We start from the raw sequence: 15,342 nt of genomic DNA, 5'->3' as shown, positions 1-15,342 counted from the left end.
CTTTTAATGGCGACGGCGCCCCTGCAGGTCCTCGCTGACACTGCGCGGCGCGCTCGCCGGCGTGCCGGCGCGCAGGCTTGACGCGCTGACCCCGAATACCGGGCTGATCACCCGATTGCCTTCCCAGCTCACGCCCGGCGTCATCAATATCGGCGCGGGCAGGCGGTCGACGGCGCTGAGGTCGATCCACGGCGCCACCCGCGCCAGCACCAGCTTGAGGCGCGGCTTGATGCTCGCCTCACCAATGCGGCCGCGCTCACCCCAGCGCACCAGTACTTGCTGGGCCGTCTGACCATCGAGGATCAGGTCGGTGTAGGCATAGTCGAAGACGATGCCGTGGCGGTAGCTCATCATGAATTCCTCGAACAGCATGGCCAGGTCTTCGCGCGAATTGCCGCTACCGCTGACCGAATAGGCGTAGTCGTCGGAGGCGCGGTCGGCTGCAAACAGGCGGCCGATGTCGGTGGCGCTGTAGGCCTTTTGCTGGGCAGTGGCAGTGGCGCCCTGGTAGAGCACCTGCGCCAGCGCCTTCATTTCACTCGATTGCAGCGGATACTGGAACGCCAGCGCGTCCGACGGCAGGCTCAGCGCCGCTTCGCGCGGCGCCACGTTGGCGTACACCGACAGGGCCGGGTTGACGGCGCGGTCGGCCGGTGAGAAGTAATCGCTGGCATGGGCCAGTTCGTGATACAGCAGGCTGCCAAGATCGCTGATCAGGTCAGCCGTGGCGCGACTGCTGCGGCTGGTGGTGGGGTAGCTGGCGCGGGCATACTCGTTGTTGCGGATTTGCCGGCCCAGATTACTGAAATTGAGACCGTTGGCAAAAGCGATGCGATAGTCGGGCACTTCGGTGACGACATCGCGCTGCGCCGGCGTCAGCCACAAGTTGTTGGCGTCAAGGTAAATGGCGCCGGTCGCTTCGGTGTAATAGCTGGGCCGCACGTGCGAGCCAATGACGATGGCGGTGACGCCAGCGAGCAGGCGGCGGAAGTCGCCATTGACGTCCTGGGTCGTCAAGAAATTTTCAAAGTTCGCGCCAAGGAAATCGTGCGACACCAGCACCCGCCCCATCACCTGGGCGACGCTGGGAATGGCGCCCGCGCCCGCTTCCGTCTGCAACAGCGGCAGCGTGGCGGTGCTGCAAAAGTTGGTGTTGCTACTGTTGACGTAATACACGCCGATATCGTAGGTGCAACGGCTCAGCACGCCAGCATAGGTACTGGCGGTGCGATACGGGTGCACGCGCTCGGTGGCATCGAACAGATAACCGTTGGGCCTGGCAGCCTGCACTTCAACGCCCACGCTGACATCGTCGGCATCCTGCTGGCCGCTGCTGGTGGTCATGACGGCGCGAAATTTCAGTACCGTGTCCGCCGTTACCTGCGGCGAAGTAAAGATCAGCAGGCGCGGCGTGCTGGTGTCCATCGTCACGCTGGGCCCGGCGGTCTGGGTCCAGGTGATGGCGGCGACAGTGTCGCTGCCGGCCAGGCTCGGCCAGGCGCGCAGCGAGGTGGTGGTATTGGCGCGTACCGAGTGATCGGCGCGCACGGTCACAAAACTGCCAGTGGGCGCCGCACTGACGGCGATGTCGGCGGTGGCGCTGGCAGTGGCGCCATCGGCCAGCACCACGTTGGCGCGCAGGCGCACGCTGCCGGCCACCGCTGGCTCGAAGGCCACGGTGGCGCTGCGGGCCGCCTGCAGCTCGACCGTGGCGCCGCTGTCCTGGACCCAGCTGACGTCGGCCAGAAGGCCGCTGCAGGCTTGCACGGTGGCGCCAGCGGTCTTGCCGGCAGCCACGCTGGCATCGGCGACGATGCGCACCACGCAATTGCCCGGATTGGGCGTCGGGCTGGGAGTGGCGGCGCTGCCGCCGCTGCCGCCGCCGCCCCCGCAGGCGCTCAACACACTGCCAAAAAAAACGGCGCAGGCCAGCGCGCGCAAAGAATACGGATATGCAGTTTTGATGGTGTTCACAAGAATCCTGTTGTCTCGTGGAAGGGAAGCGAAGAGTTGCTCAAAATAATTTACCCGACCGTTAAGACCGTTAAGATACCGCAAAAGAAAGCGCCAATATGCGTGAAAGGTAACAACGCGAATAAATTAGTGAAGGCGACAGACAGGTGGGTCGGCGCTGTCTTCCCGCCTTGCAGCGCGAGTTCACATTTGCCAGAAAAAAAGGGCGCCCTCGCGGACGCCCTGTCGTGCATGCAGCGTGCTGCAGCGGTTTAAAACTGCGCTTCGGTCAAGGCCATCACGCCGGCGCTGCCGCCGACGATGCTGGCGCGCAGGCTGCCCGCCTGCGACAGCATGTGGTCGGCAAAAAAGCGCGCGGTGCCAATCTTGGCCTGATAAAAGCTGGCATCGCCCTGCCCGTCGTCGAGCTTGCGCTGGGCGATCAGGGCGGCGCGCGCCATTTGCCAGCCGCCCAGCACGATGCCGGCCAGGCGCAGATAAGGCACGCTGCCGGCGAACACCGCCTGCACATCGCTCTTGATGTTGGCGACCATGAAGTCGACCACGTCTTCGAGGGCGCTGCTGCCCAGCGCCAGCTGGGCGCCAATGGCGCTGAAGTGGGCGCCGCCGGCCTCGGCCAGCTGCGCTTCGGTGGCACGCACCTGGGCCAGGATGGCTTTGGCAACGGCGCCGCCATCGCGCACTGTCTTGCGTCCGACCAGGTCATTGGCCTGGATGGCCGTGGTGCCTTCATAAATCGTCAGGATCTTGGCGTCGCGGTAATGCTGGGCGGCCCCCGTCTCTTCAATAAAGCCCATGCCGCCGTGCACCTGCACGCCGTCGCGGGTGACGTCCTGCGCCATCTCGGTCGACCAGCCCTTGATGATCGGCACCAGGTATTCGTAGACCGCCAGGTTGCTGGCGCGGGTGGCGGCATCCGGATGGTGGTGGGCCAGGTCGGACAGGCCGGCGCCAACATAGGCCAGCGCGCGCGCCGCTTCCGTTTGCGAGCGCATCGACATGAGCATGCGGCGCACGTCGGGGTGGTGAATGATGGTGACGGGGCCGGCCGAACCGATCACATCGCGCGACTGCACGCGGTCCTTGGCGAACCACACCGCCTGCTGGTAGGCGCGCTCGGCCAGGCCGATGCCCTGCAAACCGACGCCGAAGCGGGCCGCATTCATCATGATGAACATGTATTCGAGGCCGCGGTTTTCTTCGCCCACCAGGGTGCCGATGGCGCCGCCATGGTCGCCGAACTGCAGCACCGCGGTGGGGCTGGCCTTGATGCCCAGCTTGTGCTCGATCGACACGCAGTGGGCGTCGTTGCGCGCGCCCAGCGAACCGTCGGCGTTGACGAGGAATTTCGGTACCACGAACAGCGAGATGCCCTTGACGCCGGCGGGGGCGTCGGGGGTGCGCGCCAGCACCAGGTGGACGATGTTGTCGGCCATGTCGTGCTCACCGTAGGTGATGTAGATCTTGGTGCCGAATACTTTATAGGTGCCATCGTCCTGCGGCACCGCGCGCGTGCGCACGGCGGCCAGGTCGGAGCCGGCCTGCGGCTCGGTCAGGTTCATGGTGCCGGTCCATTTGCCGGAAATGAGCGGTTCTAAGTAAATCGCCTTCTGCGCATCGGAGCCGGCGGTGATCAGCGCTTCGATGGCGCCGTCCGACAGCAGCGCCACCAGGGCAAACGAAATCGACGCCGCATTGAGCATTTCGATGCACGGCGTGGCCACCAGCTTGGGCAAGCCCTGACCGCCAAATTCGACCGGGTGCTGCACGCCCTGCCAGCCCGCTTCGGCGAAACTTTTGAAGGCGTCCTTGAAACCGGCGGCGGTGGTGACCTGGCCGTCGTGCCAGAAGCTGGGCTTGACGTCGCTGGGGTAGTTCAGCGGCGCCACCACGTTGGCGCAAAACTTGGCGTTTTCTTCGAGCACCGCTTCGACGGTGTCGGCGGTGGCGTCTTCGCAGCCGGGCAAGGTATTGATGGTCGACAGTTCGGCCAGTTCGTTCATCACGAACAGCATGTCTTTGAGGGGGGGCTGATAGCTCACTGGTGTCTCCAATTCGGTTCTGGATGGAACAACGTCGTTCGCGCCTGAAGCGGGAACGACGTCGTGGTCAGCATGGTAGGGCGTAGCGCGGGGCGTTTAGCCGAGCTGCTTGACCAGCTCGGGGACGACGTCGAACAGGTCGCCGACGATGCCGTAATCGGCCACCGAAAAAATCGGCGCTTCCGGATCCTTGTTGATGGCGACGATGGTTTTCGAATCTTTCATGCCGGCCAGGTGCTGGATGGCGCCGGAAATACCGACGGCGATATACAGGGCCGGTGCGACGATCTTGCCGGTCTGTCCCACCTGCCAGTCATTCGGCACGAAGCCGGCATCGACGGCGGCGCGCGAGGCACCCATGGCGGCGCCGAGCTTGTCGGCCAGCGGCTCGAGAATTTTAAAATTGTCACCTGAACCCATGCCACGGCCACCGGAGACGATGATCTTGGCGGCGGTCAGTTCCGGCCGGTCCGACTTGGCCAGTTCACGGGCAACGAAACGCGAGCTGCCGCTGTCGGCCACTGCGCTGATGGCTTCGACGGTGGCGCTGCCGCCCGTCGCTGGCGCGGCATCGAAGCCGGTGCCGCGCACGGTGATGACCTTGACGGCATCGCCCGACTGCACGGTGGCGATGGCGTTACCGGCGTAAATCGGGCGCTCGAAGGTATCGGGCGCATCGACCTTGGTGATTTCCGAGATTTGCGCCACGTCGAGCTTCGCCGCCACCCGTGGCAGGATGTTCTTGCCGTAAGCGGTGGCCGGGGCCAGGATGTGCGAGTAGGCGGCGGCAATCGCCAGCACCTGGGCGGCGACGTTCTCGGCCAGGCCGTCGGCAAAATGGGCGGCGTCGGCCACCAGCACCTTGCTGACGCCGGCGATCGCCGCAGCTTGCGCGGCGGCGGCGCCGCAATTGCTGCCGGCGACCAGGATGTGCACCTCGCCGCCGCATTCGGTGGCGGCGGTGACGGTGTGGTGGGTGCTTCCCTTCAGGGATGCGTTGTCGTGTTCAGCGATGACTAAGGCGACCATGGCAATGTCCTATTCGTGTCTGTTTCTATGCTTTTTGTGAGACGGCGCGCGCGCAATCAGATGACTTTGGCTTCGGTGCGCAGCTTGGCGACCAGGGTAGCGACGTCGGGCACCTTGATACCGGCCGAACGCTTGGCCGGTTCGACCACTTTCAGGGTTTTCAGGCGGGGCGTGACATCCACGCCGAGCGCTTCCGGGGTCAACACGTCGAGCGGCTTTTTCTTTGCCTTCATGATGTTCGGCAGCGTCACGTAACGCGGCTCGTTCAGGCGCAGGTCGGTGGTGACGATGGCGGGCAGGGTCAAGGCCAGCGTTTCCAGGCCACCATCGACTTCGCGGGTGACGGTGACGGTGTCGCCTTCGAGTACCACCTTGGAGGCGAAAGTCGCCTGCGGCCAGCCCAGCAGGCTCGCCAGCATCTGGCCGACCTGGTTGGAGTCATCATCGATGGCTTGCTTGCCCAGGATGATCAATTGCGGCTGTTCCTTGTCGGCCACCGCCTTGAGCAGCTTGGCCACGGCCAGCGGTTCAAGGTCGGGCGTGGTTTCCACCAGGATGGCGCGGTCGGCGCCAATGGCCATGCCGGTGCGCAGCGTTTCCTGGGCCTGGGTGACGCCACAGGTGACGGCGATCACTTCAGTGACCTTGCCCGCTTCCTTGAGCCGCATGGCCTCTTCCAGCGCGATCTCGTCGAACGGGTTCATCGACATTTTGACGTTGGCGGTTTCGACGCCGCTGCCATCGGATTTGACGCGGACCTTGACGTTATAGTCGACCACACGCTTAACGGGGACCAGGACTTTCATGGGGGACCTTTTTTGAAAATGGAATGCGTTGACTGACGAGTGGCCTAGATTATAAGAGAAAAACGCCGCTGCGACGAAATTAAAGCACGATCGTGCGATTCCAGGGTAGAAGAAAACCCCTAAAACGGGGTCATTGTCGGTGCAGGGCTGCACCGGCGTGGGGCCGGCAGCAGCGCAGGACATGTGCGCCTGCTTACTTGCGACGCATCAAGAAGGTGAACTCGAGACCGTTTTGGCTGTGCGCCAGCAAGGCGTTGCCAGTCTGCTTGGCAAACGCCTGGAAATCACGGACCGAACCGGAGTCGGTGGCAACGATGCGCAGCACTTCTCCCGTTTGCATCTCGGCCAGCGCTTTTTTGGCCTTGAGGATAGGCAAAGGGCAATTCAGGCCGCGCGCATCGAGTTCTTTTTGGAAAACCGTGACGTCGTTATCAAAAGTGGCTGTGCTCATCGCTTGGGGGCTCATGTTGGTTGCGGTAGTCATTCATTCATACTACTCCAATTGCCGGATTATGACGCAGCGCACCAAAATAAACCATGGTCGTTGTGAAAGCACAACGACCATATCCAAAATGAAAACTTTGCTGTAGTTAAATCATGTTATGACTGGTGACGCCGCGCCCCGCCGCAGCACTTGGCCAGCACGGCGCGCGCGACCGTACAGGGCGGCGAACAGCACGCCCATTACCACGGTCGTCAGCAGCGATGCCTCGAGGCCGTAGGCGCCGCCAGTTAGCCAGTCGGGCCCGCTCACGGTTCCCGCCATCCAGCCCTTGCCGGCATGGCCGGAGACGGCGATTGAACAGATCGAACCCAATGTGTAATTCCAGGCGGCGTGAATGCCAATGCCCAGCCACAGGCGGCGCGTGAGCATGAAGGCGGCGCACAACATCAGGCCGGCCAGCGCCGTATTGATCAGACCGATTACCGTGATGCTGTCACCCAGGTGGGCGGCTGCAAACAGCAGGGACGAGATCAGCAGCGCCGGCCAGCTGCCCAGCGCCCGTTCGGTGATGCGAAACAGCACGCCACGAAACAGGATTTCTTCGAACAGCCCGGCAAACAACATTTCCGCCAGTGGCGCGATGATCGCCAGCGACCACGGGCGCAAGGCGGTGAAGTGATAACTGCCGCTGGCGGCCAGCGCCGCCATCACCGCCAGCACGGCGCCCGCGCCGAGCGCTGTGCCGACGCCCCACTGGCGCGCCGCGCCGGCCGCCGCCAGCTCGGTGACGGCGCGCCGTTCGAACAGCCGCACGTAGCCAACATACACCAGCGTGACCAGCACGGCGGCCAGCAAATGGGGCCAGATCAGGCGCGGCGCCGGCGCCATCGCGCGGGCGGCGGCGTACGCCAGCGCCGCCGTCAGGCCAATGGCGAGGATGCCGATGACAATCCGCACCGGCGCAGCGTACAGCATGCGCCTGGCGAACGAGGCAGGCGGCGCCATGGCGCCAGGGTTGAAGGATGGACTGTTCATGCAGACTCCTCGTTGGTAGAACGGGCAGCGCGGATGCGCGCACTGAATGGACGGCGCTGCAGCGCGGCGATGGCCTCGGCCAGGCACTGCGACAGCGGAAAGGCAAGTTCGGCATCGACGCTGGCGGCAGCAGCGGCAGTGGCCGCCCAGCACAGGCGCAGACGGGGCAGCATGGCCTGGCCGGCACGGCTGAGCTGCACGCGCCGCTGGCGGCCATCGACGCCGCTGCGAGTGTCGACCAGACCCTCTTTTTTCATCAGCGCCACGGTCTGGGTGGCGGCCGGCTGGCTGATACCGGCATAGGCGGCAATCTCGCCCACCGAGGCACTGCCATGCTCGCCCAGCACCCGCATCACCGGCGTGTAGCGCGGCCGGTAGGCCAGCCCCGCGTCAACGTAGGCGGCTGCCACATCGCCGTCGAGCAAGTCGATGAGATGGCGCAATTGGGTTCCGAGTCCTTGTTTCATGGTTCAATACTAAAGCACTTATATAAGCCCTTATGGATTTTTTTGTGATGCTTGTGGTTTTTTGGCGCTTTACCCGTTAAGTAGGGAATTGCAGCTGGAAAATAGCAATGGCGCCCGCCGGGGTTGTCCAAAGAAAAAGGCTGCCACGGTGCGGTGGCAGCCTTTTTTGGCCGGGAACCTTGCGACCTTGCTTAAGCGCGTTGTGCGACCCAGGCAACGACCGCCGCCAGCGCCGCTGGCAAGCCGCTTGGATCGGTACCGCCGGCCTGCGCCATGTCGGCACGACCGCCGCCCTTGCCGCCCACCTGCTGGGCAACAAAATTGACCAACTCGCCAGCCTTGACCCTGGCGGTGGCGTCCGCCGTCACGCCGGCGATCAGGCTGACCTTGCCGTCGTTGACACTGGCAAGCACGATGGCAGCGGTTTTCAGCTTGTCCTTGAGCTTGTCCATGGTCTCGCGCAGGGTGGCGACGTCGGCGCCTTCGAGCGTCGCTGCCAGCACCTTGATGCCATTCACATCGACCGCCTGCGTGACCAGTTCATCGCCCTGCCCGGCGGCCAGCTTCGACTTGAGCGCCGCCAGTTCTTTTTCCAGCGTTTTGACCTGCTCCTGCACCTGGCCGATGCGGGTGGTCAGCTCTTCCGGATGGGTTTTCAGGGTCGCTGCCGCTTCGTGCAGGCGGCGGTTGAGCGTCTGCACCAGCGCCAGCGCGCCCTCGCCCGTCACCGCTTCGAGGCGGCGGATGCCAGCGGCAACGCCGCCTTCGCCGATAATCTTGAACAGGCCGATGTCACCGGTGCGATTGACGTGGACGCCGCCGCACAGCTCTTTCGACGAACCGATATCGAGCACGCGCACTTCGTCGCCGTATTTTTCGCCGAACAGCGCCATGGCGCCGTGCTTGACGGCGTCGTCGAACGACATATTGTGCGCCTTGGTCGCATGGTTTTGCAGAATTTCGCGGTTGACGATCGCTTCGACCTGGGCGATCTGTTCCTGGGTGACGGGGGCGTTGTGGCTAAAGTCGAAGCGGGTCTTGTCGGCATCGACCAGCGAGCCCTTTTGCGCCACGTGGCTGCCCAGCACTTCGCGCAGCGCCTTGTGCATCAGGTGGGTGGCCGAGTGGTTGCGGATGGTACGGCCGCGCAGTGCTTCATCGACTACGGCGTCGACCTGGTCGCCCACGCGCAGCACGCCCTCGACCAGCACGCCGTGGTGACCGAATACATCGGCCTGCACCTTGAGCGTGTCTTCCACCGCAAAGCGCCCACCAGCAGCGCGCAGCACGCCCTGGTCGCCGACCTGGCCGCCCGACTCCGCATAGAACGGCGTGGTGTCGAGCACCACGATGCCACTCTGGCCCGCGTGCAGTTTTTGCACAGCAGTGCCATCGGTATACAGGGCGATCACGGCCGCCTTGTGGACCAGCGCATCGTAGCCGACAAAGGCGGTCTTGGCGCCGTTGTACTCGACGCTGGCGGCCATCTTGAATTTGCCGGCAGCGCGCGCGGTGTTCTTTTGCTGTTCCATGGCAGCGGCAAAGCCTGCCTCATCGATGGTCACGCCCCGTTCGCGGCAAATGTCGGCGGTCAGGTCGAGCGGGAAGCCGTAGGTGTCGTACAGCGTAAAAGCGGTGGCGCCATCGAGGTTCTTGCCATCCCTGGCCAGTTGCGCTTCGAGGATCTTCATGCCATTTTCCAGCGTCTCGCCAAAGCGCTCTTCTTCCTGGCGAATGGTCTGGATGACGCGCTGCTTCGCCTGCGTCAATTCCGGATAGGCGCTGCCCATCTCGGCGTCGAGGTCGTCGACCAGCTTGTAAAAGAACGGTTTGCTTTGTCCCAGCATGTGACCGTGGCGCAGCGCGCGGCGGATGATGCGGCGCAGGACGTAGCCGTGGCCTTCGGGACCGGGAATGATCCCGTCGACGATCAAGAAGGCGGCGGCGCGGATATGGTCGGCAATCACGCGCAGCGACTTGCTCTCGAGGTCGACGGCGCCGGTCTCGCGCGCGGCAGCGCCAATGAGTGCCTGGAACAGGTCGATTTCATAGTTGCTGTGTACATGCTGCAGCACGGCGGCGAGGCGCTCGAGGCCCATGCCGGTATCGACGCAGGGCTTGGGCAGCTTGTTCATCACTGCCGCTTCATCGCGGTAAAACTGCATGAACACCAGGTTCCAGATTTCGATGAAACGGTCGCCATCTTCGTCGGGCGAGCCCGGCGGGCCGCCGGGGATATCGGCGCCGTGGTCATAGAAAATCTCAGTGCACGGGCCGCACGGGCCGACGTCGGCCATCTGCCAGAAATTGTCGGAGGCGTAACGGGCGCCCTTGTTGTCGCCGATGCGGATGATGCGCTCGACCGGCACGCCGATTTCCTTGGCCCAGATGTCATAGGCTTCATCGTCCTCGAAATACACGGTGACGGTGAGCTTGTCAGCCGGCAGGCCGTAGACCTTGGTCAACAGCTCCCAGGCGTAATGGATGGCGTCGCGCTTGAAATAATCGCCAAAACTAAAATTGCCCAGCATTTCAAAGAAAGTATGGTGACGGGCCGTGTAGCCGACGTTTTCCAGGTCATTGTGCTTGCCGCCGGCGCGCACGCAGCGCTGCACCGAGGTGGCGCGCGAGTAGGGCCGGCTGTCGGTGCCGATGAAGACGTCCTTGAACTGCACCATGCCACTGTTGGTAAGCAGCATGGTCGGATCGTTACCCGGCACGAGCGGGCTCGAACGGACGATCGTGTGGCCTTTCGAAGCGAAGAAGCCGAGGAATTTGTCGCGGATTTCAGATGATTTCATGGAGTCTTGGCAGGCAGTTGGGCGGTGAAAGCGGCATGCTTTAAAACAGCGATTATAGCCCAGGGCGCGGGCCCGGTGACCGCCACGGCTTAGGCCAGGTCAGGCGTCAACAGGTCGATCCGGTCGGTGCAGATAGCGTCGACGCCCATGGCGAACAGGCTGCGGGCGCGCGCCACCGTGTTGACGGTGTAGCACAGCAGACCCAAACCGGCGTCCTTGATGGCCGCTGCAGTGGCGCCATCGAGGCGCTTGTGGTTGCAGTGGATGGCCACCACACCGAGCCGGCGCGCGCGCGCCAGCCAGTCGGCCGGCACGGCGTCAAATAGCAACGCGCGCGCCGTCGCCGGCGCGGCGGCCGCCGCCGCCGCCAGCGCAGTTTCAGAAAACGATGACAGCAGGGGGGCGCCCGCAAGGCGGCCGGCGGCGCTGGCGACGGCGGCGCCGGTGGCGGCCTCAAAGCCGGGCGCCGGCTTGATCTCGATATTCATCCAGATGCCATGGGCCTGGCAAAACGCCGCCACCTCGGCAAACAGCGGCACCGGTTCACCGGCAAAGCGGGCGGCAAACCAGCTGCCCGCATCCATCTGCTGCAACTCGGCGGCGGCGTAATCGAACACATGGCCGGCAGCGGCCACCGTGCGACCCAGATACGGGTCGTGCATCAGCACCGGCACGCCGTCGCGCGCGAGCATGACGTCAAATTCCACGGCGCGAAAGCCGTAGGCGAAGCCGCAGGCGAGCGCGGCAATGGTGTTTTCAGGGGCCAGCGTGCCGCCGCCGCGGTGCGCCAGCATGGTCGGGTAAGGCCACATTCAGGTCTGCTCCAGGTACAGGGTGAGGTAGACCAGCCCCGCCAGCAACAGCAGGTTGAGCACGACCGACGCCATAAAGCGCCAGCGAAACGATGGCTTGGCGCTCTTGTGGCGCAACACGCGCTGGGCCAGCGCCGCGCCCGGCCAGCCGCCCGCCGCTCCCACCCACAGCAGGCTGCGCTCGGAAAGACGCCGGCGCCCCGCCTGCGCGGCCCGCTTGTCGATGGCGTACATGACAAAACTGACCAGGCTGGCAACTCCGTACAGACCCACAAGAAAAAGCAGCATGGCGCTCCCCTCAAACCCTGATCTTACCAGCGCACAGCAAGCAATACCCTTTCATCACCCACGGTGCAGTAGCGAACAGAGTGCGCCGCGCAAGCGCCCTACCCTTGCTTTCCTGAGCACTCACTGAGTGCACCGTTCCCTCACCTACAAGGCAGATCACCATGGGCATACTGAGCAATATTTTCCACAAAATTTTCCCCGCGTCGCACCCCGCCACTACCGAGACGGCCGCGCCGGTCACGCCGGCGAGCGCTGCGCCGGCAGCGCCGCCAGCAGCAGCGCCAGCAGCAGCCATCGCCGCCGTCGATGTCGCCGCCATTCTCAACAACATGCCTGGCGCGGCGGGCCTGAACTGGCGCACCTCGATCGTCGACCTGCTCAAGCTGCTTGGCCTTGACAGCAGCCTGCAGTCGCGCAAGGAGTTGGCGCAGGAACTGCACTACACGGGCGACACCAGTGATTCGGCCACCATGAACATCTGGCTGCACCGCCAGGTGATGAACAAGGTGGCGGCCAATGGCGGCACGGTGCCGGCCGATCTCAAGGATTAATTGCGGGCAGTGGCGCCGGACGGCTCGCCGGGGTTGCGCAGTGTTTCCCGACTGGCGGCCGGCGTCCCGCACGAAAAACAGAATTTGGCAAACGCATTTTTGCGCGCGCTACACTTGAGACAGTGGTTATACAGGCCGATGCCGCAGTGGATGCAGAAATCGGTCTTGCCATCTTTTAAATCGACGCTGCGCTCGCAACCGGGACAAATTCCTTTTGCCAGCCGTCCCAGCGCCATGTCGTAGCTCATGGTGTCGCGCCGCTGATACTCCGGTTGCGCTTCGGCCAGTTTCTGCCGTTCCAGGTAAGCCTGCAGCGAAGTAATCGCATAGCGCCCCACCGCTGCGGTGACCAGGATGCCGACGATATAGCGCACGTAGCCGCCATAGCTGGGCAGGTAGGGCACCAGCTCGACGAAAAACGCGAACAGGGCAAAAATAATAAAACCCCAGACAAACGGCCAGTAGGCATTCTTGCGCTGGCGGGCGAACAGCCAGCCGGCCAGCAACAGCAGCGGCAGGGTCACCGCCAGCCGGTACAGGAACACCCGTGTTTCATGGGCTTGCTCGACCAGCTCGTGCCGGTTCTCGGCCACCCGCACCAGTTCATTCCACTGTTGGTCGGCACGTTCACGCGCCTGGCGGGCGTCCAGCACCACCTGCTCCTGCGCCTCGATGGCGGCCAGTGCCTTGCGCTCGGCGGCCTTAAAGGCGTCGAGGCCGCGGGTGCGGGCGACCAGATCGCTATCCTGGTCGGCGCGGGCGGTGACGCTGCGCGTGGCCAGCCAGTTTTGAAAACTTTGCTGGGCGCTGGCGGTATTGGCAACGGCCACCTTGTGCGCCTGCTGCGCCTGCTCGAGCGCCGCTTCGGCGCGCTTTTGCTGGTCGCGCGCCTGGCCGATGGCCGCCTGGGCGGCGTCGCCTGGCGCCCGCGCGATATAGCTCTCGACCGGCGGCGGCGCTTGCACCTGCCACAGGTTCTCGACGATTTTCCCGCCCAGACCGATCAAAAACGCTGCAAACACCAGCGCCACCAGCCACAAGCCCCGCTCCATCCAGGTCTGGGTCAAGCGCAATCCTTTGGCCATACTGTTCTCCGTGTTGTCCACAATGAACGCAAGACTGCTATTAAAGGCGCCACGGTGCCAGCAAATGCGCCGCTGCGCCAGCAAACGCCACCGCCAGTGTCGCAACATGCCACTTGCATGCCCTGCCGCGCGCAGCAGGGGGACTGGCCGGCACCACGGTAAAAATCCCCGGCTACTTCACGTACGGCGGGGATTTTTTTGTAATTAAACCGTTTTATTTGAACAGTTTATCGTAGGCCGCCAGCAAGGTCTGGTGCATGTCGCTGCCTTCGAAATCGGCTCCCAGCGTTTGCAAGCCAAAGAAACGCTCGCTGCGGTCGATCAGGGCTTCGGCCTGGCGCACGGTATCGGCACCGTACAGCAGCAACAGCGAGCGGCGGTAGTTCTCGACATCGTCGACATTGAGCATCGATTCGATGCAGCGGTACACCAGGCGGCGCGCTGGCGGCAAGTCCTTGAAATGGTGGATCCAGTCGCAGCCTTCAAGCACCGCTTCCTGGTTGCCGGTGGCCAAGCCCAGCAGGGTTTTCAGCTCACCGATGCGCAGCAACTTCCAGGGCGTGCCGAGCGGAATGGCCAGGCCAAGGATTTCCCACAAGGGGCGCTCATCGTTGACGTTCATGGTCTGCAACAGTTCGAGCAGATCGGCGCATTCGTCTTCGGTCAAATCGTGCAGGCGTGCCAGTTGCGGGCGGATGGCGTTGCCGACGCTATTGTTTTCCCACTCGAGGTCTTCGACCGGATAGATTTCCGAAAAACCGGGCACCAGGATACGGCAGCTGTATGCGCCCTGCTCGGCAAAATCGGCCACATAAATCTGCTTGCCTTCGCCATGCAGGCAATCGACCAGCCACTGGTAATCTTCGTCGGTGGTGTTACTGAAGTTCCAGTCGACGAAGGGGAAATCGGGCGTATCACCCATGAAATTCCAGCTGATCACGCCACTCGAATCGACGAAGTGAATTTCCAGGTTGGCCACGGCATTAATTTCGCTCATGTCGAAGCCGGGCTCGGGGAATCCCTCCAGCGAATCGAGGGCGCGGCCCTGCAGCAATTCGGTCATCGCCCGTTCCAGCGCGATTTCAAAACGGGGGTGCGCGCCGTAGCTGGAAAACACACCCTGGTCTTTCGGGTGGATCAGGGTGACATTCATCACCGGATACTTGCCGCCCAGGGACGCATCTTTGACGAGGATGCCAAAGCCGGCCGCACGCAACCCGGCGATGCCGGCCTTGATGCTGGGGAAGAGGTTAACCACCTCGTCCGGCACTTCGGGCAGGCACAGGCCTTCGGCGATCACGCGGTACTTGACCTGGCGCTCGAAAATTTCCGACAAGGCTTGGGTACGCGCTTCGTTCGGTGTATTGCCGGCGGCCATGCCGTTGCTGACGTACAGGTTGCCGATGATATTTACCGGGAACAGCGTTTCGGCGCCATCGCTGAGGCGCACGTAAGGCAGCGCGCAAATGCCCCGCTCGACGTTACCGGAATTGAGGTCGACCAGCACTTCACCATCGATGTCGCCATCAGGGTTATAAAACGCCTGCAGTTCCGGGTTGAGCAGTTCGGCCGGCCAGGCGCCGTCTTCGAGGGGAGCGAACCAGCGCTCTTGCGGGTAGTGCACAAAAGGCCGGTTGGCGCGCGTTGCACCGAGGTGAAAGTGGGTCCAGAAATAATGGGTGCCGAGGCGCTCGAAAAATTCGCCGTAGGCGCTGGCGCGGGCCGCCAGTTCGGTGGCGCCTTTGCCGTTCGAGAACAGCATGGGGCAGTCGTTGTCCTTCATGTGGGTGGACCAGATACCATCCACTTCGTGCAGCAGCGACGATTCGTTGAGCTTGAAGCCACGCTCGGCCAGCTTGGCTTGCATGGTTTCAATGGTGGACTCAAGGGCGGCGTCTTTGCCAAGGATAAAAGTTTGCATGCGGATTCTCGGTAGCGCGGGGGAAGGCGCATGATACAGCAAGCCCATTTCGGGCGGCGGCGTCCAGCGGCCAGATCGCACCCTAG

13 protein-coding genes are annotated in these 15,342 nt (G+C 63.5%); 1 reads left to right on the top strand and 12 read right to left on the bottom strand.

All coding sequences use genetic code 11. From position 1 onward, the window contains the following. Nucleotides 1-3 precede the first annotated feature (3 nt). The 10 genes from ACP7BZ_RS05215 to ACP7BZ_RS05170 form a co-directional block, all read right to left on the bottom strand. Nucleotides 4-1,974 carry a hypothetical protein gene (locus tag ACP7BZ_RS05215; RefSeq protein ID WP_426110754.1) on the bottom strand — a complete coding sequence of 657 codons (1,971 nt, stop codon included), beginning with the start codon at nucleotides 1,972-1,974 and terminating at the stop codon, nucleotides 4-6. A 251-nt stretch (nucleotides 1,975-2,225) separates the two neighbouring features. Continuing rightward, entirely contained in the window at nucleotides 2,226-4,016 is a 1,791-nt protein-coding gene (locus tag ACP7BZ_RS05210; RefSeq protein WP_426110752.1) for an acyl-CoA dehydrogenase, read from the bottom strand. A 96-nt stretch (nucleotides 4,017-4,112) separates the two neighbouring features. Continuing rightward, on the bottom strand, nucleotides 4,113-5,045 hold the full coding sequence (locus ACP7BZ_RS05205; protein ID WP_426110750.1) for an electron transfer flavoprotein subunit alpha/FixB family protein: 933 nt from the start codon (nucleotides 5,043-5,045) through the stop codon (nucleotides 4,113-4,115). Between the two features lie 56 nt (nucleotides 5,046-5,101). After that, a complete protein-coding gene (locus ACP7BZ_RS05200) occupies nucleotides 5,102-5,851 on the bottom strand; it encodes an electron transfer flavoprotein subunit beta/FixA family protein (protein WP_426110748.1) in 750 nt (249 codons plus the stop codon). 193 nt (nucleotides 5,852-6,044) lie between these two features. Next, nucleotides 6,045-6,302 (bottom strand): sulfurtransferase TusA family protein, encoded by a 258-nt coding sequence (locus tag ACP7BZ_RS05195; protein ID WP_426110746.1) that lies wholly within the window; start codon nucleotides 6,300-6,302, stop codon nucleotides 6,045-6,047. Nucleotides 6,303-6,446: 144 nt separating this feature from the next. Next, complete coding sequence (locus tag ACP7BZ_RS05190; protein ID WP_426110744.1) at nucleotides 6,447-7,331, bottom strand: CPBP family intramembrane glutamic endopeptidase; 885 nt, start codon at nucleotides 7,329-7,331, stop codon at nucleotides 6,447-6,449. Then, nucleotides 7,328-7,774, bottom strand: a complete 447-nt coding sequence (locus ACP7BZ_RS05185) for a MarR family transcriptional regulator (RefSeq protein ID WP_426110742.1) — start codon at nucleotides 7,772-7,774, stop codon at nucleotides 7,328-7,330. The genes ACP7BZ_RS05190 and ACP7BZ_RS05185 overlap by 4 nt, the downstream gene beginning before the upstream one ends. A gap of 215 nt (nucleotides 7,775-7,989) precedes the next feature. Further along, the gene (gene alaS / locus ACP7BZ_RS05180) at nucleotides 7,990-10,599 is read right to left on the bottom strand and encodes an alanine--tRNA ligase (protein WP_426110740.1); all 2,610 of its coding nucleotides are present in this window, start codon (nucleotides 10,597-10,599) and stop codon (nucleotides 7,990-7,992) included. Between the two features lie 89 nt (nucleotides 10,600-10,688). Next, nucleotides 10,689-11,411: a glycerophosphodiester phosphodiesterase gene (gene ugpQ, locus ACP7BZ_RS05175; protein ID WP_426110738.1), complete on the bottom strand. Its 723-nt coding sequence runs from the start codon at nucleotides 11,409-11,411 to the stop codon at nucleotides 10,689-10,691. After that, nucleotides 11,412-11,699, bottom strand: coding sequence for a DUF1294 domain-containing protein (locus tag ACP7BZ_RS05170; RefSeq protein ID WP_426110736.1), 288 nt, complete (start codon nucleotides 11,697-11,699; stop codon nucleotides 11,412-11,414). Between the two features lie 161 nt (nucleotides 11,700-11,860). Between ACP7BZ_RS05170 and ACP7BZ_RS05165 the strand changes: the two genes are divergently transcribed. After that, a complete protein-coding gene (locus ACP7BZ_RS05165; protein ID WP_426110734.1) occupies nucleotides 11,861-12,250 on the top strand; it encodes a DUF3597 domain-containing protein in 390 nt (129 codons plus the stop codon). Here ACP7BZ_RS05165 and ACP7BZ_RS05160 read toward each other — a convergent pair. Further along, nucleotides 12,247-13,335 carry a serine endopeptidase gene (locus tag ACP7BZ_RS05160; protein WP_426110732.1) on the bottom strand — a complete coding sequence of 363 codons (1,089 nt, stop codon included), beginning with the start codon at nucleotides 13,333-13,335 and terminating at the stop codon, nucleotides 12,247-12,249. The two genes, ACP7BZ_RS05165 and ACP7BZ_RS05160, sit on opposite strands and share 4 nt — an antisense overlap. Nucleotides 13,336-13,549: 214 nt before the next feature. After that, complete coding sequence (ycaO, locus tag ACP7BZ_RS05155) at nucleotides 13,550-15,256, bottom strand: 30S ribosomal protein S12 methylthiotransferase accessory factor YcaO (protein WP_426110730.1); 1,707 nt, start codon at nucleotides 15,254-15,256, stop codon at nucleotides 13,550-13,552. Between the last annotated feature and the right edge of the window lie 86 nt (nucleotides 15,257-15,342).

The sequence above is a fragment of the Massilia sp. PWRC2 genome, from assembly GCF_049896725.1.
In the GTDB taxonomy this organism is placed as follows: Bacteria; Pseudomonadota; Gammaproteobacteria; order Burkholderiales; family Burkholderiaceae_D; genus JAFCUW01.
Note: the sequence above shows the minus strand (reverse complement) of the source record. Positions and strands in the feature narration are given on the sequence as shown.

Bases quoted from the DNA above. Each gene is read 5' to 3' on its own strand.
- ACP7BZ_RS05190 (WP_426110744.1), bottom strand. From the start codon at position 7,331: ATGAACAGTCCATCCTTCAACCCTGGCGCCATGGCGCCGCCTGCCTCG.
- ACP7BZ_RS05195 (WP_426110746.1), bottom strand. From the start codon at position 6,302: ATGAGCACAGCCACTTTTGATAACGACGTCACGGTTTTCCAAAAAGAA.
- ACP7BZ_RS05205 (WP_426110750.1), bottom strand. From the start codon at position 5,045: ATGGTCGCCTTAGTCATCGCTGAACACGACAACGCATCCCTGAAGGGA.
- ACP7BZ_RS05160 (WP_426110732.1), bottom strand. From the start codon at position 13,335: ATGGCCAAAGGATTGCGCTTGACCCAGACCTGGATGGAGCGGGGCTTG.
- alaS (WP_426110740.1), bottom strand. From the start codon at position 10,599: ATGAAATCATCTGAAATCCGCGACAAATTCCTCGGCTTCTTCGCTTCG.
- ACP7BZ_RS05170 (WP_426110736.1), bottom strand. From the start codon at position 11,699: ATGCTGCTTTTTCTTGTGGGTCTGTACGGAGTTGCCAGCCTGGTCAGT.
- ACP7BZ_RS05165 (WP_426110734.1), top strand. From the start codon at position 11,861: ATGGGCATACTGAGCAATATTTTCCACAAAATTTTCCCCGCGTCGCAC.
- ycaO (WP_426110730.1), bottom strand. From the start codon at position 15,256: ATGCAAACTTTTATCCTTGGCAAAGACGCCGCCCTTGAGTCCACCATT.
- ACP7BZ_RS05200 (WP_426110748.1), bottom strand. From the start codon at position 5,851: ATGAAAGTCCTGGTCCCCGTTAAGCGTGTGGTCGACTATAACGTCAAG.
- ugpQ (WP_426110738.1), bottom strand. From the start codon at position 11,411: ATGTGGCCTTACCCGACCATGCTGGCGCACCGCGGCGGCGGCACGCTG.